The organism is Mangrovihabitans endophyticus (assembly GCF_014646155.1).
In the GTDB taxonomy this organism is placed as follows: domain Bacteria; phylum Actinomycetota; class Actinomycetes; order Mycobacteriales; family Micromonosporaceae; genus Actinoplanes; species Actinoplanes endophyticus.
Genome location: NZ_BMMX01000004.1, coordinates 124,994 through 145,448, shown reverse-complemented (window position 1 = coordinate 145,448; position 20,455 = coordinate 124,994). Strand labels below are relative to the sequence as shown.

Below are 20,455 nucleotides of genomic sequence, written 5' to 3'. Positions count from 1 at the left end.
GCTAGCGAGATGGCCGGGCGTTGCCCGGCCATGCCTCACTTGCCGAGACGACGACGCTGGACGCGGGTCTTGCGCAGCAGCTTACGGTGCTTCTTCTTCGCCATACGCTTGCGACGCTTCTTGACCACGGAGCCCATACGACAAGCCTCTCGAAACCATGTGGGGTCGACCCGGCGCACCGATGAGGCGCGACCGAAGTCCGTTCTGGATGACTAGCCCCGGCCCAGCGACTCGCTGAAGGATCCCGGGACCAACCGCACCAGCGTAGCGGCCCTGCCCCCGGGCGACCAACACGACCCCGTATCGCGGGGAGCTCAGGCCGTCTGGCCGAACGCTCCCCGGAGGTAGTTGTGCACTGCGTGCTCCGGCACGCGGAACGACCGTCCGACCCGCACCGCGCTCAGCTCCCCGCCGTGCACCAGGCGGTACACGGTCATCTTGGAAACCCGCATCAACGTGGCCACCTCGGCCACCGTCAGGAAGCGGACCTCGGACAAGCGTTCCTCGGTCTGCGCCGGTCCCGCCGTCGCCGCATCCGTCTGCGTCGGACCCGTCATCGCCTCGCACCGATCCTTTCGGCCGTGCCTCCGTGTCCCCAGTACCGTATCGATACGGCTGTGACCAATGCGATGCGTTCCGTGAAATGGCTACAAAAAGTCAAGGCAACACGCCGCAGTGTGACGTTTTTTGCCCCGAAATGACTACTTTCGCGAGGTAAGGGCGCGGCTGAAGAACGCCACGTTCGCGGGGCGCTCCGCCAGTCGGCGCATCAGGTAGCCGTACCACTGACGGCCGTACGGCACATAGACGCGCACCGTGTGCCCGTCAGCCGCCAACCGGGCCTGCTCGTCCGGCCGCACGCCGTACAGCATCTGGAACTCGAACTCATCCGACGACCTGTCGAACCAGCGCGCACGGTCCTCGGCGATGGCGATCAGCCGCGGGTCATGCGTGGCCACCATCGGATAGCCGTCACCCGACATCAGAACGTTCAGGCAGCGGACGTACGACTTGTCGACGTCCAACGCGGATTGGAACGCCACCGACTCCGGTTCCGCGTAGGCGCCCTTACAGAGCCGGACCCGCGAACCCGACGCCGCCAGCTCCCGGCAGTCCGCCTCGGTCCGTCGCAGGTACGCCTGCAGCACCGCCCCGGTGGTCGGATGGTCCTTGCGCAGGTCCGCCAGGATCTCCAGGGTCGAATCCGTGGTGGTGTGGTCCTCGGCGTCCAGGGTCACCGTCGTGCCGGCCTGCGCCGCGGCGGCACAGACGGCCCGCGCGTGTTCCACCGCGACAGCCGGGTCGAACTTCTGCCCCAGCGCGGACAACTTGACGCTCACCTCGGCCGCCGGCGTGAGGCCCGCTTCCCGCAGCCGGCTCAGCAGCATCAGGTATTCGTCCCGGACGGCCTGCGCCTGCTCCGGTGTCTCGGTGTCCTCGCCCAGATGATCCAAGCTGACCGCCAGACCGTCGTCGGCCAGTGCCCGGCTCGTGCGCAGCGCATCCTCCGCCCCGGAGCCCGCGACAAACCGGCGCACCACGCCCCTGCTGACCGGCGCGGACTCCACCAACCGCTCCAGGCGGGACGATCCGGCGGCGGCGAGAAACACGGAACGCAGCATGGCCATGAGACTATCGCTCAGCGCGGTAACGGTCGCGGCGACGATGTCCCGATCCCACCCCTGCGGCTACCGTTGTCACGTGAACTTCGATGCGTACGCGCGGACCGCGGTCGACCTGGTGAATGCCGAGCTCGCCGACCTGGCCGGCCTGCGCGCGTTGTTCTCCGACGACCAGGCATGGATGCGCGACGAGGTCGGCGACAAGGACCTTGCCACGTTCCGCCGCGCCCAAAGACGGCTGCGGGAGGTCTTCGAGCGCGGCACGGCCGGGCGGGACGCCGACGCGGTCGACGAACTGAACGCCCTGCTGGGCGTCTTCCCCGTGCAGCCGCGCATCTCCGGGCACGACGCCGGCGACTGGCACATGCACGCCACCGGCCGCGGCGCCTCGGTGAGCGCCGAGTACCTCGCCGGGGCGGTCTGGGGGCTGTCCGTGTGGCTCTGCGAACACGGCAGCGCACGTTTCGGCATCTGCGCCGACGACCGATGCGGCAACGTCTACCTGGACACCTCGTCGAACAACTGCCGCCGGTTCTGCTCGGAGCGCTGCGCCACCCGGTCCCACGTGGCCGCACACCGCGCCCGCAAGCGCGCCGCCACGCTCACACTTGCCTAGACCCGACCGCGACATCCGCGACCACGACGGTGCGATGGCGTCGCGCCTAGAGCGCCATCGTCGATGCGGACGGGGCCAGGTGGCGGCGGGCGAAGTCCAGCGACTCTCGCAGGTCGGCTTCCCGTGATGGGCGGCTGGGCGCCTTGCGGGTGGACACCTCCAGCGCCACCGACCCCCGGAAGCCGCGCCCGGCCAGCGACTGCAGCACCTCGGCACAGGGCTGCGTGCCGCGACCGGGCACCAGGTGCTCATCGCGGGCCACTCCGGTGCCATCGCCCAGGTGCACGTGGCGGAGCCCGACACCCATCCGGTCGGCCATGTCCATCGCCTCGACGCGGGCGGCGGCGCAGTGCGACAGGTCGAGCGTGTACGCGTCGAAGCCGACCTCGGTCGGATCCCAACCCGGCGTGTACGGCACGAACCACCGGCCGGCCATCTTGACCGGGAACATGTTCTCGATGGCGAACGCGATGTCCGGGTGCCGGTCCTGGATCCGTGCCAGGCCGGGGACGAAGTTGCGGGCGTAGTCGCGCTGCCAACTGAACGGCGGATGCACCACCACGGTGGGTGCGCCGAGCGACTCGGCCAGGTCTGCGGCGCGGCTCAGCCGCTCCCAGGGATCGGAACTCCACACACGCTGGGTGACCAGCAGGCACGGGGCGTGCACCGAGAGGACCGGGATCTCATAGTGGTCGGCCAGCACCTTCAGGGCGTCGGCGTCCTGGCTGACGGCATCGGTCCAGACCATCACCTCAAGGCCGTCGTAACCCACCGTGGCCGCCATCTCGAACGCTGCCGCGGTCGGCTCCGGGAACACCGAGGAGCTGGACAACAGCACTGGCACGCGGAAGCTCACCGATCCAGGGTAGACCGGACGCGCCTGCGCGCCATTTCCCCGGAAAGGTAAGAACCGCGCGCACCGGGCGTCAACCGGGCGCGAGCCCCCCGCACGCGTACGCTGGCGCAGGTGAGTGGCCGTACCCAGATTCGCATCGTGATGGACGCAGCGGCTGCCGCGCGTCAAGCCGAGGTCGGACTCGACTTCCCCAGGGAGTGGATCGAGTTCACCGACCCGTCCGACGACCAGCACGTCATCCGTGCCGACCTGACCTGGCTGCTGTCGCGGTGGACCTGCGTGTTCGGCTCCGCCTGCCACGGCATCATCGCCGGGCGGGCCGAGGAGGGCTGTTGCTCGCACGGCGCCTTCTTCACCGACGCCGACGACGAGAACCGGGTGAAGTCGGCCGCCGCCAAGCTCACCCCGCAGACGTGGCAGCACTATCGGCGAGGGTTCAAGAACTACACCGAGATGGACTCGGTGGACGGCGAGAAGCCGGCCCGGCGCACCGCGACCCAGCACGAGGACGGCCCGTGCGTCTTTCTCAACGACGCCGACTTCCCGGCCGGCGGTGGCTGTGCGCTGCATGCTCAGGCGCTGCGTGACGGCGTGCACCCGTTGGCATACAAGCCGGACGTCTGCTGGCAGTTGCCGGTGCGCCGCGAGCAGGACTGGACGAAGCGCCCGGACGGCACCAAGTTCCTGCTGTCCACGCTCACCGAGTTCGACCGGCGGGGCTGGGGACCGGGCGGCCACGACCTCGACTGGTGGTGCACCTCGTCACCGGACGCGCACGTCGGGGGCGAACCGCTCTTCCAGTCGTACGCCGCGGAGCTGACCGCACTGATCGGGCCGGAGGCGTACGCGGAGCTGGCCCGGCTGTGCGAACGGCGATTCGCCGCCGGGCTGGTGGCACCGCACCCGGCCACCCTGGCGGCGCAGCGCGCCGAGGAGACCGCGCCCGACCCGGCAGCGCCGGACAGGGCGAAGCCCAAGAAGCGCGGCGGGCGCGAGCCGGCCTCCCCACCCGGCGAGGCGTGACCGGCGGCTCAGGAGGCGCCGGTCACGGCTCGAACTTGTAGCCCAGTCCGCGCACCGTGACGATATAGCGCGGTGCGCTCGGCTCCGGCTCCACTTTGGAGCGTAGGCGCTTGACGTGCACGTCGAGGGTCTTGGTGTCACCGACATAGTCGGCGCCCCAGACCCGGTCGATCAACTGGCCGCGGGTCAACACCCGGCCGGCGTTGCGCAGCAGCAGTTCGAGGAGTTCGAACTCCTTCAGCGGCAACTGCACCGAGGAGCCCTCCACGGTCACCACGTGCCGCTCCACATCCATGCGCACCGGGCCGGCGGCAAGCGTGGGGGCACTGACCTCGGCCGCCTCGGAGCCCTGCCGACGCAGCACGGCCCGGATGCGGGCGACGAGTTCCCGCGGCGAGTACGGCTTGGTGACGTAGTCGTCGGCGCCGATCTCCAGGCCGACGACCTTGTCGATCTCGCTGTCCCGGGCGGTCACCATGATGATCGGCACGGCGGACCGCTGCCGCAGTTGGCGGCAGACCTCCGTGCCGGACATCTCGGGCAGCATGAGGTCCAGCAGGACGATGTCGGCGCCGGTCCGGTCGAACTGCGTCAGCGCCGAGGTCCCGGTCGCCGCGACCGACACCTCGAAACCCTCCTTGCGCAGCATGTATGACAGTGCATCGGAGAACGACTCCTCGTCCTCGACCACCAGAACGCGGGCCAATGTGGTTCCTTTCGTCTGCGCCTAGGCGCCGGACTCGATCTCAATCGCCGCCGGTAACGGCAGCGGGGATTCCGGGGGTCGCGCCGGTAGGCGCAGGGTGAACGTCGAACCACCGCCGAGGGTGCTGGACACGTCGACGCGTCCGCCGTGATTGGTGGCGATGTGCTTGACGATGGCCAGGCCCAGACCGGTGCCGCCGGTGGACCGGGACCGGGCCTGGTCGGCGCGGTAGAAGCGCTCGAAGATGCGGTCCACCTCGTGCGGCGCGATGCCGATGCCCTGGTCGGCGACGTCGATCTCGATCCAGTCGTCGTCCTGGCGCATGGTGAGCGACACCGTGGTGTCGTCGCCGGAGTACGCGATGGCGTTCTCCACGAGATTGGTCACCGCGGTGGCGACCTGGGTGTCGCTGCCGTACACCACCGCGCCCCGGGCCCCGGTGTAGACCACGTCAATGTTCTTGGCCGACGCGGTGGTGCGGGTGCGGTCGATGACCTCGGCGATCACCCAATCCACCGTCACCGGCTCCGGGGTGGGCAGCGGCTCGGCGCCTTGCAGCCGGGTGAGTTCCAGAAGCTCGTTGACGAGGCGACCCATCCGGGCCGACTCGTGGTGGATGCGCTCGGCGAACCGGCGCGCGGCCATCAGGTCCTCCGACTGCTCCTCGTCCGGTTCCGGATCCGGCAGTTCGGTTGCGTCGAGGAGCGCCTCGGCGAGCAGTTGCAGCGCGCCGATGGGCGTCTTCAGCTCGTGGCTGACGTTGGCCACGAAGTCACGCCGGACCCGGGCGAGGCGGTGCGACTCGGTGACGTCCGCCGCCTCGACCGCGACGTGTGTGCTGTTCAGTGCGACCGCGCGCAGGTGCAGGCCAAGCGGCGCGACCGCGCTTCCCGCCCGGCCGCGCGGCAGGTCCAGCTCCACTTCGCGGCGCACGCCGGTTCGGCGTACCTGCCCGGCCAGAGTGCGCAGGATCGGGTGAGCGGCGATGGTGCCCGGCGTCCCCGCGGAGCGCAGCAACCCCATGGCGCGGGCGGCCGGGTTGACCAGCACCGGGTGATCGTCGGCGTCGAGCACGACCACGCCGACTCGCAGCGAGTCCAGGCTCTTGCGACCGAGGCCCTTGAGTCCTTGCTTGCCGGACTGCTCCGCGTCGGATTTGATAGCGCGCCCCTTCATGGACCTGTCGGCCGCCCCCGTCCGCGCAGCACCCGGGATTAGCGGGCTCAGCCGACGGGTACGGGCCAGAAAACCACCGGCCACGACGCCCACGACGAGCGCGGCGACGATCAGCCCTACGCCCAGCACCGTGTCCACGAGAGCGATCGTAGGGTCATTGTTTACCTATACCATCGAGAAAAAGGGACAAAACCGGCGCACTTCGAGGAAAGTTCACCACCGCGCCCGGCTTCGTTCATCACCGTTCATGTCCACGCTGCCCCATCGCCTTTAGCGTGGGGCGCACCAGGCTGGCGCCGAAGCCGATCGGCTCAGCCCCGAACCCGGGACGAGATGAGAATGCGCGAGGAGTTTCGAGCAGACCTCACCGAGGTCAGCCGCCTGCTGGTGACCATGGCGGAGGCGGTACGCGCCGCGATGCGCAAGGCGACCACCGCGCTGCTGACCGCCGATCTGTCGGCCGCCGAGATGGTCATCACCTCCGACGCCGAGGTCGACCAGATCTACGGCCAGGTGGAGGCCAAGGTCGCGGACATGCTCGCCCGCCAGGCGCCGGTCGCCTCCGATCTGCGGACGGTGATCACCGCGCTGCACGTGTCGGCGGATCTGGAACGCATGGGCGACCTGGCCGAGCACGTGGCCAAGACGGCGCAGCGCCGCCACCCGTCGCCGGCCGTGCCCGCCGAGCTGCGGGCCGTGTTCCAGCAGATGGCCGAGGTGGCGGACCACATGGCCGAAAAGATCACCACGGTGCTCGGCAACCCCGACGCGGATCTCGCGGCCGAGCTTGAGAAGGACGACGACACCATGGACGACCTGGAGCGGGACCTGTTCAAGGTGCTGCTCGACGACGACTGGCCGTACGGCGCGGAGACCGCGATCGACGGCGCGTTGCTGGGCCGCTTCTACGAGCGGTACGCCGACCACGCGGTGAACGCCGGCGAGCAGATCGTCTACATGGTGACCGGCGAACCGACCGCCGACCCCGTGTGATCTGACGATGAGCTGACGGCGCGGAGACCGGCCGGGGCGACCACGGGGACGCCCCGGCCTTCGCCGTGCCTCGACGTCCGGCCGACGGCGTTACCGGCCCTGGTTGGCCACTGCCGCCGCGGCCTCCTTGGCCGCCTCCGGGTCCAGGTATTCCCCGCCGACGGTGCGCGGCCGCATGTCGGCGTCCAGCTCGTATCGCAACGGCATGCCGGTCGGGATGTTCAGCTTGGCGATCGCCTCGTCGGAGATCTGGTCGAGGTGCTTGACGATGGCCCGCAGCGAGTTGCCGTGCGCGGCCACCAGCACCGTCTTCCCGTCCCGCAGGTCCGGCACGATCTGGTCGTACCAGTACGGCAGCGCCCGGTTCAGCACGTCCTTGAGGCACTCCGAGCGCGGCAGCAGCTCGGGCGGCAGGGCGGCATACCGGGGATCGCCGGACTGCGAGAACTCATGGCCGTCGGTGATCGGTGGCGGCGGCACGTCGTACGACCGGCGCCAGAGCATGAACTGCTCCTCGCCGAACTCCTCCAGGGTCTGCTTCTTGTCCTTGCCCTGAAGCGCGCCGTAGTGGCGCTCGTTCAGCCGCCACGAACGACGCACCGGAATCCAGTGCCGGTCCGCCGCGAGCAGCGCCATCTCGCCGCTGCGAATCGCGCGACGCAGCACGCTGGTGTGCATGACGTCGGGCAGCAGCCCGTGCTCCTTCAGCATCTCGCCGGCGCGGTGGGCTTCTTCCTCACCCTGCGAGTTGAGGTCGACGTCGACCCACCCGGTGAAGAGGTTCTTGGCGTTCCATTCGCTGTGGCCGTGCCGCAGCAGCACCAGGGTTCCAGTCATGTGCCCATCCTGCACCGGCCCCGAACACCACCGGAAAACGGGGGCTCGACGGACCGGCACCCCTTCCGGAACGTACGCCGCCACATCGCACGACGTAGCCTGACGGCAATAGTTAACTTGGTTACCTGATGGAGGTCGCGTGCGGGCGATACGGAGTTGGTTCCGCGACGCCGCAGGCGGGCTGCCCGCCACGTACTGGTACCTCTGGGCCGGACTGCTGATCAACCGCGTCGGCGGGTTCGCGGTGCTGTTCCTGTCGCTCTACCTGACCGTGCAACGCGGCGCCGGGCCCGCACTGGCCGGCCTCATCGTGGGCGCGTACGGCGTGGGCGGCGTGCTCGGCACCCTGGCCGGCGGCGTGCTGACCGACCGATGGGGCCGCCGCCACACGCTGATCTGGTCGCACCTGGGCACCGCGGTGACGCTGGCCGGGTTGGCCGTGTCGACCGATCTGGCGGTGATCGCGGGGCTGTGTCTGCTGCTGGGCGCCGGCCAGTCGATGCCCGGCCCGGCCTTCGTCGCCGCGATCATCGACGTGGTGCCCGGGCCGCGCCGCAGTCGCGCGTTCAATCTGCAGTTCTGGGCCTTCAACCTGGGCATGGCCGGCGCATCGCTGCTGGCCGGACTGCTGGCCGAGTGGAGCTACGTCGGTCTCTTCCTGCTCGACGGCGGCTCGACGCTGGCGACCTGCCTGCTGATCGCCTGGAAGGTGCCGGAGACGCTGCCGCACCGCGGGCCGGCGGGCGTGCACCCCCGCCCCGCAGCGAGCCGCCCGGCGGGCGGGCTGCGTACCGTGCTGACCGACCGCATCTTTCTCACGTTCGTGGGTCTGACGCTCTTGCAGTCGCTGCTGTACGCGCAGAGCAACACCATCGTCCCGCTGGCCATGCACGCGGACGGCATCCGGCCGTCCGGGTACGGACTCGTGGTGGCGTTGAGCGGAACGCTGATCGTGATCGGTCAACTGTTCGTTCCCGGCATCATCGACCGGCATCTCAAACATCGTGTGCTGGCCGCCGCCCTGGTCCTGATGGCGTTCGGATTCGCCGCGTTGGCCTGGGCCGACCGGCTGGCGGTGTATCTCACCGCGGCGGTGATCTGGACGATCGGCAGCATGCTCGCCGCGCCACCGAACGCGGAGATCAACTCGGAACTTGCCCCGCTCGCGCTGCGCGGCCGGTATCAGTCGGTGTTCTTTCTGACGTTTCCGGCGGCGTCGTTTCTGGCACCCGCGCTGGGTGGTGCGAGCCTGCAGACCTTCGGCGCCGCACACTGGGTGATCGCGGCCGGCGTCGGGCTGGCGGCGGCCGGGTTGCACCTGGCGGCAGGACCGGCGCGCGAGCGGCGCGTGGCGGCACTGCGGGAAACGGCGGCACCTCGATAAGAACGACACCGCGATAAGAACGACACCGGGAGAAAGAATGCGCCGGCGGCGGCGGACGACACCCATCCCCATAGGCGTCGCCCGCACAAGCCGCCGGTCTCGGGTCGCGCCGTCCCCCAACGGCTTATGCCACCCGTCCCCGACGCCGTACCGCGGCGACTCACTGAGTCACCCGTTCCCCGAACTCACGGTGCGGCGTCCATTGACCACGCTAGTTGGAGCGCGCAACCCCCACAAGCCAGTTGGCTGTCTGCCATCTGTCTGAACGGTCACAGCCAACCGAACGGACGAGTCTGCCCCCCGAGCGTTCCGCCATCGCACCACCCGCGCAACGGCTCAGCAACCCGGACCCACATGCCGATGAATCACGTGGAAACGCGCGCGTCACAAGTCGCCTGGAGTGCACATGACTCAGCCCACCCCGCTCGTCGAAAACCCCGCCCTGCATCGTGCGGCGCTGAGTCTGCTGCTGCACGAGCGGCTCGTGGCCACGGTGAATGCGCGCACCGGCACGGTCATGGCGGCCAACGAGCGTTTCTGCACCACGTCCGGCCTGGAGGAGTCCGAGGCGCCGGGCAAGCTGCTCAGCGAGCTCTGGCACACCTCGGCCGCCGCGGTCGATCGCCTGCTCGATGCGACACGCCGCGGCGAATATCTCGAACAGGTCGTGGAGATCGTCGACAGCAACGATCGTCACCGCTGGTTGCGACTGAACTGCGGGCCTGTCGAAGCGGCCAGCAAGGCCGGCCTGCCAGTGCTGGTCACCGGGTATGACATCACCGAGGACCGGCGGCAGATCACCGAGCTGAAGGGCAAATACGCGGCCATCGACCGCTCCCAGGCCGTCATCGAGTTCGACCTCGAAGGCGTCATCCTGTCCGCGAACGAGAACTTCCTGGAACTCACCGGGTACGGCCTGAGCGACCTGGTGGGCGAGCACCACCGGATCCTGTGCGAGGAGCGCTTCGCGGAGAGCCCGGAGTACGCGGCCATGTGGGACCGGCTGCGCGCGGGTGAGGTGGAGAGCGGCGAATTCAAACGGCTCGGCCGCGGCGGGCGCGAGGTGTGGATCCGGGCCACCTACAACCCGATCCTCAACCTGGACGGCAAGCCCTACAAGATCGTCAAGTACGCGCTCGACGTGACCGACACCAAGCTGCGCAACGCGGAATACGAAGGCAAGGTCAACGCCATCGGCAAGGCGCAGGCGGTCATCGAGTTCGACCTGGCCGGCCATGTCCTGGAGGCGAACCAGAACTTCCTCAACGCGATGGGATACACCATCGACGAGGTCCGCGGGCAGCATCACCGGATGTTCGTCGAGGAGCAGGAGGCGCGCAGCGCGGCGTACCGCAACTTCTGGCAGGCCCTGGCGCGCGGCGAGTTCCAGGGCGGCGAATACAAGCGAATCGCCAAGGGCAAGCGCGAGGTGTGGCTGCAGGCCACCTACAACCCGATCTTCGACCTGGACGGCCGGCCGATGAAGGTGGTCAAGTACGCCACCGACGTCACCGCTTCCAAGCGGGAGAACGCCGAGTTCATCGGCAAGGTGGCGGCCATCGGACGATCACAGGCGGTGGTCGAGTTCGACCTGGAAGGCCATGTGCTGGCCGCCAACGACCGGTTCCTGGAAACGGTCGGATACACCCTTGACGAGATCCGCGGACAGCACCACCGGATGTTCGTGCCGGACAGTTATGCGCGGACCGCCGAGTATGAGGGCTTCTGGAAGAACCTGGCACGCGGCGAGTACGAGGCCGGCGAATACAAGCGGGTCGCCAAGGGCGACCGCGACGTGTGGCTGCTGGCGACCTACAACCCGATCTTCGATCTGGACGGCAGGCCCTTCAAGATCGTCAAGTACGCCACCGACATCACCGACGCCAAGCTGCGCAGCGCCGAGTACGAGGGCAAGGTGAACGCCATCGGGCGGGCCCAGGCGGTGATCGAATTCGACCTCACCGGACGGATCCTGAACGCGAACCAGAACTTCCTCGACCGCATGGGCTACTCCCTCGCCGAGGTGATCGGGCAGCACCACCGGATGTTCGTGGAACCGCAGGACGCCACCAGCCCGGAATATCTGGCGTTCTGGGAGAGGCTGGGACGCGGCGAATTCGACTCCGGCGAGTATCGCCGGAAGACCAAGAACGGCGCGGACGTGTGGCTGCAGGCCACCTACAACCCGATCTTCGACCTGGACGGCAAGCCCTTCAAGGTGGTCAAGTACGCCGTCGACATCACCGACGCCAAGCTGCGCAACGCCGAGTACGAGGGCCGGGATGCCGCCATCAATCACGCGCAGGCGGTGATCGAATTCGACCTGGAAGGCAACATCCAGTCGGCCAACGAGAACTTCCAGCGCACCATGGGGTATTCGGCGCGGGAGCTGATCGGCCAGCATCACAGCATGCTGTGCTCCGGTGACTACGTGACCTCGCCCGAGTACCGCGACTTCTGGCTGCGGCTGCGCAAGGGCGACTCGCTCAGTGGCCGCTTCCACCGGGTCGGCAAGTTCAACCGGGACGTCTGGATCCAGGCCACCTACAACCCGATCTACGGCCTCGACGGCAAGCCCTTCAAGGTCGTCAAGTACGCCCATGACATCACCCGTCAGGTGCAGTTGGAACAGAGCCTGGCCGCGAAGACCCAGGAGATGAGCGCCTCCATCGGCGAGCTCACCCAGTCCATCGACGAGATCACGGTCAGCGCCCGTCAGGCGAGCACCCTGGCGAGCGAGACGCAGCAGAACGCGCAGGACGGCTTCGAGGAACTGCGCAACGCCATCGAGGCGATCGACCTGATCGAGAAGTCGTCCGACAAGATCGCCGCCATTGTCAACGTGATCGGCGAGATCGCCGGCCAGACGAACCTGCTGGCATTCAACGCCTCCATCGAGGCGGCCCGCGCCGGCGAGCACGGCGTCGGCTTCTCCGTGGTCGCCGGCGAGGTGCGCAAGCTCGCCGAGCGTTCGTCCGAGGCGGCCCGGGAGATCACCGCGCTGATCCACGAGTCGGCGAGCCGCGTCGGCCAGGGTTCCCAGGTCTCGCACCGCGCGCAGGATGCCTTCGGGATGATCCTGAAGAGCGTCGCGTCCACCGGAGAGTCGATCACCCGGATCGCCGAGTCCACGCAGCGCCAGCAGTCCACGTCGGCCGAGGTGACCCAGCACATCAACGAGCTCATCGGCGCCAGCAAGGCCCGGGAAGATTCGTGACCACCGGCACGGCGTACGCCCTGTACGGGGTGTTCCGGGTCGGCGCCATGCGGGTCGCGCTGCCGTTGGACGAACTCCGTGAAGTGATCATGAAGCCGGAGCAGTTCAGTTCGCTTCCGGCGACCGCCGACGGACTGCTCGGCGCGGTGAATCTGCGGCACGTGGTCATTCCGGTGCTCGATCTGTGCCGGCTGGCCGGTTCGCCGTGCCCGGACGACGGCTCGGTGATCGTGATCGTGGCGCAGGACGGCCGGGTCTTCGGCCTGCTCGCCGATGAGATCGAGGGCGTCACCAGGGTCACGCCCGAGGCGCTGCTCAAAACGGACGTGGCCGGAGACCAGGCGGCGTTGTTCTCACACACCTTCGAGCGCGCCGAGGACCGCGAGGTGATCTCCCTTTTGGACGCTCAGGCGATCGCCGGGCGCCCCGGCGTACCGGCGGTGTGCGACGTGGGCCTGCGCCCGCCGACCATGTTCGCCGGCGACGGGGACCGGTCCCGGCGTACCGTCCTGTTGCTGCGCTGCGGCAGCATCCGGCTCTGCATCGACGTGCGCCATGTGCATTCGGTGATCCCGCAACTGACCGTGCTCCCGTCCCCGCTGGAGGGGCAGATCTGCCAGGGCGTCGTGCACCTGCACGGCCGCGCGGTGCCGGTGGTCGACCCGCTGCGCCTGCTCGGCCTGGGTGCACAGTCGGACGAGGCGCAACTGCAGGGCATGGTGCTCGCCACCGAACGCGGCCTGGTCGCGTGCAGCGTTTCCGACATCGCCGACATCATCACCGTCCCGGCCGGGGACATGCTGCCGTTGCCGCCGATCCGGGTCGGTCGCGTCGGGCTGTTGACCGGCGTCCTCACCACCGAGGACGGCGACCAGGTGCTGGTGCTGGACGGCGAGGCGCTGCGCGCCGACGCGGAATTGGACACGCTCGCCAGCCTGGGCCTGCCCTTGGACAACCGCGATGCCGAGCCGGCGAAACCGAGCCGAGCGGAAGCCGCGGCAGAGGGCCCGGAGGGCCGGCACGTCGTCACCAGTGTGCGGACCTTCCTCACCTACAGCGTGGGCATGGAAGCCGCGACGCCCCTCGACCAGATCGCCGAGATCCTGCCGTACCCGCCGCACGTCACCCACCTGACCGGCGGGGGCGCGCTGATCGGCATCTTCACCCATCGCCGCCTCTCGGTGCCTCTGATGTCGCTGCCGGCGCTGCTCAACCTGGGCGATGCCACCGACCCGGCCACGGCTCGGGTTCTCCTCGTCGACACGCCCGGCGGAGAACTGATGGGCTTCGCGGTGCCCACGCTGCACGCGATCGAGGAATCGGTGTGGGAAGAGGCCGGGCCCAAGGACAAAGGCGAGCCGGGTACGGCGTTGCAGCGCGGGCCCCTGGTCAAGATCGGCGACGACGGGCACGGCCGGCTGCTCCCCCACGTGGACCTGAAGGAACTGGTCGCAGCAGAACTCGCCGCCTGACCTCCGCCATGCCCCCTCTCCGCCGATCTTGGACTTTGCGTGCCGGTTCCGACCCGTCATATCCGATATGCCAGACCAGAAAGCTCAAGATCGACGGGGTGATGGCCGCTCAGGGGACGGCGGGACCGGAGGGGTGGTCGGGGTGGGGCGGGGGGTCGGCGGGGGGCGGGGGGTCGGCGGGGGGCGGGGGGTCGGCGGGGGGCGGGGGGTCGGCGGGGGGCGGGGGGTCGGCGAAGTGGGCGAACGCCTGCAGGTTGGCCAGCGACTCGCCCCGCTTCACCCGCCAGTCCCACTCGCGGCGGATGGCCGCGCCGAATCCGATCTCCAGCATGGTGTCGAACGACTCGTCGGCGTAGGTGAGCACGACCCCGAGCAGCCTGTCCAGTTCGTCGGCGTCCAGGCCGTTCAGACTCACCCGGCCGGTGAGATAGACGTCCCCGTTGCCGTCGATGGAGAAGGCGACCCCGAACATCCGGGCGTTGCGCCGCAGCAGCCACGCCCACAGCTCTTCGTGGTTCTCGTCCGGCCGGCGCATCACGAAGGCCTCGATGCGCATCGCGTGGTCGCCGACGATGAGGTTGCACACCGTCTTCAGCTTGTGCGTGCCCGGCAGTGTCACCACGTACGCGGAGTCGCCAGTCTTGTCCCACTCCAACTCGCGCTCGGTGCACACCCGCTCGATCAGGTCGGTCACCATGGCACACCCGCCGCGTCGAGACGGGCCGCGATCATCCGGCGATGCTCGGTCACCGCCTCACGGTAAACCTCGATCAGCCCATCCGCCGTGCGGTCCCAGGAGAAGCCGGCGGCGTGCGCGACGGCGCCGTCGGACAGCCGTCCGCGCAGGCCGGGAGCGTAAAGGACCCGGTGCAGAATGCGCGCCCAGTCGTCCGGATCGTGCCCGTCGACCAGCGCACCGCTCGCGCCGTCGCGCACCGCGGTGACCAGGCCGCCCACCGCCGCCGCGACCACCGGCGTTCCGCACGCCTGCGCTTCCAGGGCGACAAGGCCGAACGACTCACTGTGTGACGGCACGGCCACCAGGTCCGCGCTGCGATAGAGCGCGGCCAGGTCGGCGCCGGTCTGCGGCGGGAGGAACCGCACCGCATGCGAGACGCCGAGGGAGGCGGCGAGTTCCATCAGCGACGTGGGCCGGTCCAGTCCGGTGCCGCTCGGGCCGCCGCAGATGACCACGGTGACGTTCGCACCGGGATCCCGCCGCAACAGCGCGGCCAGGGCGGCGATCAGCACCTCCGGGCCCTTGAGCGGCTGGATGCGCCCGACGAAGGCGATCACCTGGCCGTCGGCGGGCAGACCCAGCCGGGCACGGTCGGCGATGCCGGGGCGGAACCGGTCGAGGTCGACGCCCGGCTGCACGACGGACAACCGTGCCGGGTCGGCGTCGTACCCGGCGACCAGGTCCTGCGCCTCGAAGCGGGTGTTGGCGACGAGCCGATCCGACTCGGAGATCACCTGCTCCTCGCCGATCAGCCGGGCCTTCGGTTCCGGGCGATCCCCCGCGGCGATCAGCCGGTTCTTCACCTTGCCGAGGGTATGCGCGGTGTGCACGTGCGGCACTCCCCACCGTTCCCGCGCCAGCCAGCCGACCTGCCCGGACAGCCAGTAATGCGAATGGATCAGATCGTAGTAGCCGGGCGGCCGGGCGGCCTCGGCGCGCAGCACGCCGTTGGCGAATGCGCACAACTGCGACGGCAGGTCCTCCTTGGCCAGCCCCTCGTACGGGCCGGCGGTGATGTGGCGCACCCGGACCCCGGGGGTCATCTCGACGACCGCGGGCAGCTCACTGGTCGTCGCCCGGGTGAAGATCTCGACTTCCACGCCACGCTCGGCGAGCCGCTTGGACACCTCGACGATGTACACGTTCATTCCGCCCGCATCGCCGGTGCCGGGCTGTTCGAGCGGGGAGGTGTGCACGGACAGGGTGGCGATGCGACGGGGTGTCGGCCAGGCACCCGGCGCTAGCCGCTCAACCACGTCGTATCCCTTTCGCCGGGAGCAAAACGTACCGTTCAACCATCGAACCGTTGCCAATCTTCCCTATCCGCTCCGGATCAACCCTCACCCGTCGGCCGAGCGTGACCCAGCTCTCGTACGGCAGGATCGGGGGCATGGAGAAGAACATCGCGGTGGTGACCGGCGCATCCAGCGGCATCGGCGCGGCGAGCAGCCTGCGCCTCGCCGCCGAGGGCTACCACGTCGTGCTGGCCGCGCGGCGCACCGAACGCCTGCAGGATCTGGTGGACCGCATCGGCGTGAAGGACGCCACGGCGGTGTCGTGTGACGTCACCTCCGACGCCTCGGTGGCCGCCCTGTCGGACGCCGTGGCCGAGCTCGGCGGTCCGCTCACGCTGCTGGTCAACAACGCGGGCGGCGCCCACGGCATGGATCCGGTGGAGTCGGGTTCGACGGCCGACTGGCAGTGGATGTACGACGTGAACGTGCTCGGCACGCTCCGGGTCACCCAGGCGCTGCTGCCCGCGCTGGAGGCCAGCGGCGCCGGCACGATTGTCGCGATCGGCTCCACCGCGGCCTTCACGGTGTACGAGGGCGGCGCCGGATACACCGCCGCCAAGCACGCGCAGAACGCGCTCGTCGGCACGCTGCGCCTGGAACTGTCCGGCCGCCCGGTGCGGGTCATGGAGATCGATCCCGGGATGGTGCGCACCGAGGAGTTCTCGTTGAACCGGTTCGGCGATCCGGACAAGGCCGAAGCGGTGTACGCCGGAGTGCCCGAGCCGCTCACCGCCGAGGACATCGCGGACTGTGTCGCTTGGGTGGCCACCCGCCCGCACCACGTGAACGTGGACCGCCTGGTGGTGCGTCCCCTGGCCCAGGCCGCGCAGCACAAGGTGCACCGCGTGTGAAACCCCTCGGCGCCGTCACCCGCGGCACCACGAATCCCAACCGGCTGCGACGCGTGGACAACTGGGTCGCGTACCGGTGTGGTCCGCGGCTGGCCGATGCGGGCCGGCCGCTCGTGGTGGATCTGGGCTTCGGCGCCTCCCCGGTGACCGCCGTCGAGCTGCGATCGCGGCTGGCCGCGACGGTGCGCCCGGACGTGACGGTGATCGGTCTGGAGATCGACCCGGTACGCGTGGACGCGGCACAGCCGCGGGCGGACCCGCCGCGTCTGGAGTTCCGTCGCGGCGGCTTCGAGCTGGCCGGGTTGTGCCCGGTGGTGGTGCGGGCGTTCAACGTGTTGCGACAGTACGACGAGGACGAAGTGGACGGCGCCTGGCGCACCATGACGGAGTGTGGCGCGGCGCTGATCGACGGGACCTGCGACGAGCTGGGGCGCATCGCCACGTGGGCGTACATCGAGGCGGGAACGCCGAGCACGTTGACGTTCTCCGCCCGGCTGTCCAATCTGGATCATCCGATGACGTTCGCGCAGCGGCTGCCCAAGGCGTTGATCCACCACAACGTGGCCGGCCATCCGGTGCACGATCTGCTGCGAACGCTGGGCCGGGCGTGGGACGCCGAAGCGACCCCGTTCGGCGCGCGACAACGCTGGATGGCGATGGTGCGCAGGGCCCGGGAGGAAGGGTTGACGGTGCTCGACGGCCCGGCCCGGTGGCGGCGCGGAGAGCTGACGGTGCCGTGGCCACGGGCTTGACCGGTGAGCGGCGGCACGGCGAACCGCGTGCGCGCAAAAGGGAACGGGCCGGCCCCCAGGGGGAAGGGGCCGGCCCGTGGACGGGAACGGTCAGTGCCGGATGTCCACCTCGAACATCGGGTCGGCCGCAAGCTCGCGGAAGGCGGTCAGGCTGCTCTGCGTCGAGTCCACCGCGATGTTGCGGTCACCCGAGTCGTCCTTCGGGGTGTCGAAGTAGACGATCGCCTTGACCTGCGGGTGCTCCTTCAGCTCGGGGACCACGGTCCGGAACGCCGGCGCCTTGTCGTACGGGGCGCTGAGGCGGTGGTAGACACCCCACTCGGCGACCATGATCGGCTTGCTCGCGTGGTTGGCCACCGCCCAGTCGTACCAGCCGGTCCCGCCGCCGGACGGCTCGCGGTCCAGCAGGTCACCGAAGTCGCCGTAGTGGTAATAGCCGGGTTCCGCGCTGACGTAGGAGTCCAGTCCCATCCAGTCGACCACGTCGTCGCCCGGGTACAGGTCACCCCACCAGGACTGCGCCATCCACTTCTCGTTACCCATGTACGCGACCACGTTGACCGCGTTGGTGACACCGTCGGCACGCAGCCGCTGGATGACGTGGCGGTACATCGCCGCGTAGTCCTTGGCGGTCATGCCGGAGCCGGCCCACGGCTGCACGTCGTTCTCCGGCTCGTGGTGCAGGGCCAGGAAGAACTTCTGGTCCGGGTAGTTGGCCTTCACGTACGCGGCCCAGTTGTCGATCCGCTCGTCCTGCTCGCCGGCGGCGACCTTGGCCCAGGTGGAGCCGTACGCCACCTTCCAGTTGAGCAGCAGCACACGGGGGTGCTCGGGGTCGCGGGTCATGGCGATCTCGGCGGCCGTGGGGAACTTCTGGTCGCCCTTGTGGTACGCGTGGAAGATCGACGCGGTGCGGCCGGTGAGCGCCTCCCAATCGCGCAGCGCCTCGTCGCGCGGCGCGGTGGTGAAGCCGCCGGCGGCGGCTCCCCAGAGCACCCCGCAGCTCGGCACGAGCAACGCGCCGGTGACGCAGCCGGGCTCAGTCCCGGTCGGTTCGGTGCCGGTCGGCTCGCCGGGCACGGGCTCCGGTTCGGTCGCGGTCGGCTCGGAGGTGGTCGGCTCGGAGGTGGTCGGCTCGGAGGTGGTCGGCTCCGGGTCGGCAGGCTCTGGGGCGGCAGGCTCCGGGTCGACGACCGGCTCCGGCGCCACCACCGGTTCCGTGGCGGGCTCCGGGTCGGCGAGCTCGCGCGTCACGGTGACCCGCAACTCGGGGCCGCCGGTGTCCGGGTTGCCGTACTCCACCGACCGCAGCCGGGTTATCTCGGTGCGCGAGGATGACTTGAGGGCGAACGCGTAGGTGCCCGCCTTGCGGACGAACTTCGACACGTCGAACTTGATGATCGTGTCGGTGTCACGCGGCACCAGCGAGACCCGCTGCGACCCGAGCGACGGCGCGTTGGACGCCGTGATGGTCTTCTCCGACCAGCGCGTCGACACGGGGTAGACGGACAGCTTCGATTCCGCCGGGGAACTCGCGACCGGCAGCCGCAACTGCACCCGAGTGACATTCCCGTCCGGCAGCGCCGGCACGCGGAACTTCACATAGGACAGCTTCGTGTCCTTGCCGAGGCGGCCCACCGCCAACTTGTCGGCGAGTCCGAAGTTGACATGGGGACGGGCGCTTGACACGTACGCGTCGTGCGCCGCATAGACCCGGACCACCTCGGTGGAGGTCGCGGCATAGGCGGGCGCGGCCAGACCTCCCGCCGTCATCACGCAGGCAAGCGTGGCGGTGATCAGTGCCCTCCTGGCAGCCATAGGCGTCTCTCCCGTGTGTATCGATCGCTGGTGACTCCACGATCGAGACGCCGGGGTGCCGGGACGGCCTCCGTTACGGTGCAGAAAAGGAGCGCGCGGTGGAGCGCCGCCGGCCGTGACGGCCGGCGGCGCTCCACCGCGCGCGGATCAGGAGTGTCGACTCAGGAGGTGGTCACGCTCCGCTCGTCGAGGGCGGCACGCACGGCCGCGGTCAGCGAGTCGGCCGTGAACGGCTTCTTGACCAGCGTGGCGCCGGGATCGATCAGGCCCTTGTCGGCGGCGATGTCGGCGGGCAGCCCGGAAATGTAGACCACGCCGATGCCGGGACGCAGTTCACCGATCACACGGGCCAGCTCGGCGCCGGAGCTTCCGGGCAGGCCGAGGTCGGCGACCAGCACGGCGATGTCGCCGTCGTGGTTGCGTGCCACGGCCACCGCCTCGTCGAGGCTGCCGGCGGTGAGGGCGTCGATGCCGCGCCGCTGCAACATCCGCCGCATGACGTCCCGGAGATCTTCTTCGTCGTCGACGACGAGAACGGTTGGTCGTTCGGTGGGCTCCGACATGTTTCCTCCCCCGTGCCGAAGAGCCTGCATGGTCACGCTAACAGCGCCTCGACCGGGATAACGGCAAAGAGGATTTTGTCCGCTGCAGCGCGGTTTCGAGGGTTTGCGAGGTGGTTTGGTTAGTGGTTGGTTGCGTCCCGGGTGCGGTCGTCCGGCGTGCGGCATTGACGCTAAGGCGGTCCGATGGCGGGCCGAAGCGGGGGGTCAGGACGATGCCCCATCACGAAGGAGCGACGGACGATGAACACCCTGATCAGCACACCCACGATCACCGTGGTCCCGGAACTGACCGAGCGGTGTGACGGCTGCGGTGCGGCCGCCAAGATGGAGGTGACCCTGCGCGCCGGGACGCTCGCGTTCTGCGGCCACCACGCCACGCGGCACGCGGACGGCCTGAACAACGCGGCGACGGCGATCCGTGTGGTGGAGGACTTCATCTGGTCCTGAAATGCCCTCTCTTAAGGTGCTTTGAGCGATAAAATTGATCTCTTGCTTTGCCTGTGACTCATCGCGACCCGGGTGATCCCTCGCCGCG

At 69.4% G+C, this 20,455-nt stretch carries 20 protein-coding genes; 9 read left to right on the top strand and 11 right to left on the bottom strand.

The window, feature by feature from the left end; genetic code table 11:
* Positions 1-35: 35 nt before the first annotated feature.
* From IEY73_RS08345 to IEY73_RS08335, 3 genes are all read right to left on the bottom strand, one after another.
* Positions 36-137 (bottom strand): 30S ribosomal protein bS22, encoded by a 102-nt coding sequence (locus tag IEY73_RS08345; protein ID WP_007465623.1) that lies wholly within the window; start codon positions 135-137, stop codon positions 36-38.
* A gap of 177 nt (positions 138-314) precedes the next feature.
* Positions 315-557, bottom strand: a complete 243-nt coding sequence (locus tag IEY73_RS08340) for a helix-turn-helix domain-containing protein (protein WP_189078517.1) — start codon at positions 555-557, stop codon at positions 315-317.
* A 144-nt stretch (positions 558-701) separates the two neighbouring features.
* Complete coding sequence (locus tag IEY73_RS08335) at positions 702-1,622, bottom strand: proline dehydrogenase family protein (RefSeq protein WP_189078516.1); 921 nt, start codon at positions 1,620-1,622, stop codon at positions 702-704.
* Positions 1,623-1,701: 79 nt separating this feature from the next.
* On the opposite strand from IEY73_RS08335, the gene IEY73_RS08330 reads away from it, so the two are divergent.
* Positions 1,702-2,238, top strand: a complete 537-nt coding sequence (locus IEY73_RS08330; RefSeq protein ID WP_189078515.1) for a CGNR zinc finger domain-containing protein — start codon at positions 1,702-1,704, stop codon at positions 2,236-2,238.
* A gap of 46 nt (positions 2,239-2,284) precedes the next feature.
* Here IEY73_RS08330 and IEY73_RS08325 read toward each other — a convergent pair whose 3' ends face one another.
* A complete protein-coding gene (locus IEY73_RS08325) occupies positions 2,285-3,094 on the bottom strand; it encodes a sugar phosphate isomerase/epimerase family protein (protein ID WP_189078514.1) in 810 nt (269 codons plus the stop codon).
* A gap of 141 nt (positions 3,095-3,235) precedes the next feature.
* Between IEY73_RS08325 and IEY73_RS08320 the strand changes: the two genes are divergently transcribed.
* Entirely contained in the window at positions 3,236-4,117 is an 882-nt protein-coding gene (locus IEY73_RS08320; protein WP_189078644.1) for a DUF3109 family protein, read from the top strand.
* A gap of 22 nt (positions 4,118-4,139) precedes the next feature.
* On the opposite strand, the gene IEY73_RS08315 is transcribed toward IEY73_RS08320, so the two are convergent.
* Together IEY73_RS08315 and IEY73_RS08310 are read right to left on the bottom strand one after the other, a co-directional pair.
* Positions 4,140-4,823, bottom strand: a complete 684-nt coding sequence (locus tag IEY73_RS08315; protein WP_189078513.1) for a response regulator — start codon at positions 4,821-4,823, stop codon at positions 4,140-4,142.
* A 21-nt stretch (positions 4,824-4,844) separates the two neighbouring features.
* Positions 4,845-6,137 carry a sensor histidine kinase gene (locus tag IEY73_RS08310; protein WP_373292750.1) on the bottom strand — a complete coding sequence of 431 codons (1,293 nt, stop codon included), beginning with the start codon at positions 6,135-6,137 and terminating at the stop codon, positions 4,845-4,847.
* A 201-nt stretch (positions 6,138-6,338) separates the two neighbouring features.
* On the opposite strand from IEY73_RS08310, the gene phoU reads away from it, so the two are divergent.
* On the top strand, positions 6,339-6,992 hold the full coding sequence (phoU, locus tag IEY73_RS08305; protein WP_189078512.1) for a phosphate signaling complex protein PhoU: 654 nt from the start codon (positions 6,339-6,341) through the stop codon (positions 6,990-6,992).
* Between the two features lie 90 nt (positions 6,993-7,082).
* On the opposite strand, the gene IEY73_RS08300 is transcribed toward phoU, so the two are convergent.
* Positions 7,083-7,829: a phosphoglyceromutase gene (locus tag IEY73_RS08300; RefSeq protein ID WP_189078511.1), complete on the bottom strand. Its 747-nt coding sequence runs from the start codon at positions 7,827-7,829 to the stop codon at positions 7,083-7,085.
* A 139-nt stretch (positions 7,830-7,968) separates the two neighbouring features.
* Here IEY73_RS08300 and IEY73_RS08295 point away from each other — a divergent pair, with 139 nt between their 5' ends.
* From IEY73_RS08295 to IEY73_RS08285, 3 genes are all read left to right on the top strand, one after another.
* Positions 7,969-9,213: an MFS transporter gene (locus tag IEY73_RS08295; protein ID WP_189078510.1), complete on the top strand. Its 1,245-nt coding sequence runs from the start codon at positions 7,969-7,971 to the stop codon at positions 9,211-9,213.
* A gap of 406 nt (positions 9,214-9,619) precedes the next feature.
* Positions 9,620-12,430, top strand: coding sequence for a PAS domain S-box protein (locus IEY73_RS08290; RefSeq protein ID WP_229715671.1), 2,811 nt, complete (start codon positions 9,620-9,622; stop codon positions 12,428-12,430).
* Positions 12,427-13,902, top strand: coding sequence for a chemotaxis protein CheW (locus IEY73_RS08285; RefSeq protein WP_189078509.1), 1,476 nt, complete (start codon positions 12,427-12,429; stop codon positions 13,900-13,902). The genes IEY73_RS08290 and IEY73_RS08285 overlap by 4 nt, the downstream gene beginning before the upstream one ends.
* Positions 13,903-14,011: 109 nt before the next feature.
* Here the strand turns inward: IEY73_RS08285 and IEY73_RS08280 are convergent, their stop codons facing one another.
* Positions 14,012-14,599 carry a type III secretion system chaperone family protein gene (locus IEY73_RS08280; RefSeq protein ID WP_189078508.1) on the bottom strand — a complete coding sequence of 196 codons (588 nt, stop codon included), beginning with the start codon at positions 14,597-14,599 and terminating at the stop codon, positions 14,012-14,014.
* The gene (mshA, locus tag IEY73_RS08275) at positions 14,593-15,897 is read right to left on the bottom strand and encodes a D-inositol-3-phosphate glycosyltransferase (protein ID WP_189078507.1); all 1,305 of its coding nucleotides are present in this window, start codon (positions 15,895-15,897) and stop codon (positions 14,593-14,595) included. Before mshA ends, IEY73_RS08280 begins: the two co-directional genes overlap by 7 nt.
* A gap of 134 nt (positions 15,898-16,031) precedes the next feature.
* Here mshA and IEY73_RS08270 point away from each other — a divergent pair, with 134 nt between their 5' ends.
* Both IEY73_RS08270 and IEY73_RS08265 read left to right on the top strand, forming a co-directional pair.
* Complete coding sequence (locus tag IEY73_RS08270; protein WP_189078506.1) at positions 16,032-16,787, top strand: SDR family oxidoreductase; 756 nt, start codon at positions 16,032-16,034, stop codon at positions 16,785-16,787.
* Positions 16,784-17,539 (top strand): class I SAM-dependent methyltransferase, encoded by a 756-nt coding sequence (locus tag IEY73_RS08265; protein ID WP_189078505.1) that lies wholly within the window; start codon positions 16,784-16,786, stop codon positions 17,537-17,539. The genes IEY73_RS08270 and IEY73_RS08265 overlap by 4 nt, the downstream gene beginning before the upstream one ends.
* A 90-nt stretch (positions 17,540-17,629) precedes the next feature.
* Here the strand turns inward: IEY73_RS08265 and IEY73_RS08260 are convergent, their stop codons facing one another.
* Together IEY73_RS08260 and IEY73_RS08255 are read right to left on the bottom strand one after the other, a co-directional pair.
* A complete protein-coding gene (locus tag IEY73_RS08260) occupies positions 17,630-19,357 on the bottom strand; it encodes a CBM96 family carbohydrate-binding protein (RefSeq protein ID WP_189078504.1) in 1,728 nt (575 codons plus the stop codon).
* Between the two features lie 161 nt (positions 19,358-19,518).
* Complete coding sequence (locus IEY73_RS08255; RefSeq protein ID WP_189078503.1) at positions 19,519-19,920, bottom strand: response regulator; 402 nt, start codon at positions 19,918-19,920, stop codon at positions 19,519-19,521.
* A 240-nt stretch (positions 19,921-20,160) separates the two neighbouring features.
* Here IEY73_RS08255 and IEY73_RS08250 point away from each other — a divergent pair, with 240 nt between their 5' ends.
* Positions 20,161-20,367: a DUF7455 domain-containing protein gene (locus IEY73_RS08250; RefSeq protein WP_189078502.1), complete on the top strand. Its 207-nt coding sequence runs from the start codon at positions 20,161-20,163 to the stop codon at positions 20,365-20,367.
* Positions 20,368-20,455: the final 88 nt, after the last annotated feature.